Source organism: Morganella morganii H1r (assembly GCF_000633515.1).
GTDB lineage: Bacteria > Pseudomonadota > Gammaproteobacteria > Enterobacterales > Enterobacteriaceae > Morganella > Morganella morganii_B.
Genome location: NZ_AYMP01000104.1, coordinates 1 through 2,483, shown reverse-complemented (window position 1 = coordinate 2,483; position 2,483 = coordinate 1). Strand labels below are relative to the sequence as shown.

Below are 2,483 nucleotides of genomic sequence, written 5' to 3'. Positions count from 1 at the left end.
TATTGAGGGTGGGGATGTGAAGAAGGTATTGATTGCGGTTATTGCAATATTGGCCTTGGTGAGTTGTAAGGAAAAAAGTGAGTTTTCCACTGATGCTCCATTTGGATTTGAATGGGGAGAATCTTACAATGATATCAAATCAAAAAATCTTAAAGATTTTGAATATGTTGGCAATGATGACGGAATCGTTATTGCTAAAACACACGAAGCACCCAAAGAAGTCACAATAGTACAAGCATATTATCTGTACTTTGAAACATCGGTAGGCCTTGGTCTCATAAATGCCAGAACCAGAGAAATTTCTCTTTCTGAAGATAAAAGCCATGATTCAATAGTGAATGCATATAAGGCTGTGATGGAGCATGTTGAAAATAGTCTTAATGAGCCAACTCGCAGCAAGTCACAATATGACGAATTAATATCAGATTGTATCAATAAGAACGATTGCTCACCCCTTGATGCTGAATATAAAACAAAAGATGCCACTATTAAGATTTCATTAGCTGTATCTAAAACAGGAAATAGATCCGCTTGGGTTTCCTTAAATTACTATAGGAATCTTGCTGGATAGATGTGTAATAAAACTATAAACAAACCCCGTCCTTGTGATGGGGTTTTCTTTTTTAAGGAGCCTACAAAATGGCAAACGTTGGTGAGATCGTCTATCAGGTAAGCATGGATGTTAAAGGTCTGCTTACTGGTGAACAGCAGGTCAATAAGGCAATGAGTGGGCTTGAACGGTCGTCAGGAAAGGCCACTGAAGCAATGTCGAAACTGGACACGACAGCAGCACAGGTTTCTACCGCGTTGAAAATGCCAACTATCGACAAACTATCGCGTGATCTGGCTCAGTTATCCGGCAAGATGGGAGCAAACTCAGCAGCAGCGGATAAAGCGGCGACGGCAAACAATAAATTTACCGGTGTCATTGGCACAGTGTCAGGCGCATTAGGTGCCGGTTACATTGGAAACATCGGCAGTGCCACGAACTCGTTACTGAGGCACGCTCAGGCGGCTATTGCTGCAACCGCTGCCGAAGTCGAAAATGCAGAGGCAATCAAAAGAGAAGCTGCGGCATATCAGGCATCTGCATCTCAAATGGCATTAGCAGCTAAAGCAAAAAAAGAAATGGCGGACGCGGCTGTTAAGGCGGCAGAATCAGAAGTCGCCAACCTGTCAGGGTTTGAGGCATCCGTAGACGCCAGACAGAAAGAATTAGCGCTGATCCGCGACAAGCAGGTTATGGCAGTAAAAGAGGCAGAGAACAGTTATAAAATTCTCGCCAGCGAGGGAAATCTCCGCGAAGTACAAAAAGCAAAAAATGCGCTGTATGCCACCGAAGATAAAATCAAGAAGCACCTTGCCACAACCGGCAGAGAGGTTGAGCAGGTCGAAAATAAACTTACAGCAGCAAAAGCGGCTCAGGCCAAGGTTACGCAGGAATTAAATGCAGCCACAGCGCTTGAGCAGAAAGCTAAAACCACGGCAGCGGCAGCGAATGACACACTTGCTGCGGCTCAGGCAAGGGCAGCGCAGGCATCAACGGCTCAGTCGGTAGCAATGAATGGCCTGCGCAATGTTATGGCGTTATTTGGTGGGCCAACCGGTATTATTCTTTTAGCCGTCGCCGGAGTGTATGCACTCTATCAGGCTATGAGTGATAACTCAAAAATCGACGAATACAAAAACAAGATTAATGAAGCCATTCAGAAACTTGATGAGCTTACTGCGGCACAGGCTAAAGCAGCAGCAGAGAAGACAAAGCTAACCATTGAGCTTGAGACCAAGAATCTGAAGAATGTAGAGCAGGAAATTAAGGATACGCAGGCGCGCATTGATGAAATGATGTCAATGGGGCAGCAGCGGTGGCAACAGCAAAACCAGTATAGCGGTCTGATGTATTCGCAAGTTCTGGCTAACCTTTCCTCTAAATTGACAACGCTCAAAGGTGATTACGACACTTTGGGCTCGTCAGTATCAGACCTAACCCGTAAACAGCAAAAATTTACCGATGTTGGTAATGGTCATGCCGGGATGACAGAAAGTCAGATTGCCGCAAATAAAGCATATAACGAATCAGCAAAATCACTGATCGAATCTAATGAATTACTCAGTAAAACGCTTGAAACAGGTTCGCCTGCTGCTGCGGAAATGGAAGTTGCTCTCGAGTCTCTCAGAAAAAAAATGATTGATATCGGGGTTGAGGCGGGAGATGCCGATATTGCCGTATCAAATTTAAGAAACCTGTTTGAAACAAAAGCAGATAATTCTTTTGAGTTAATGCTTAATTCAATAGAAGAAAACGTCACCGCACTTAAAATTGAGATGCAGGAGGGCGCCGTTGCAGCTGCCGAATACCGCGCAACATTAAACGCAACGGCCATGGGGATGACCGATGATGATCAGATAAACAGATACATCAGCGGTATGAAAAAATTAGCAGAACTTCAGCAACAACGCTCCGAGCAAAACAAAAAAGGCAG

2 protein-coding genes are annotated in these 2,483 nt (G+C 44.4%); both read left to right on the top strand.

Annotated elements, in window-relative coordinates:
* Nucleotides 1-571: hypothetical protein (locus tag U868_RS0123155; RefSeq protein ID WP_025155352.1), on the top strand; the 571-nt coding region annotated here is incomplete at its 5' end.
* A 68-nt stretch (nucleotides 572-639) separates the two neighbouring features.
* Nucleotides 640-2,483, top strand: a 1,844-nt coding sequence (locus U868_RS0123150; protein WP_025155351.1) for a hypothetical protein, incomplete at its 3' end; no start/stop codon positions are given.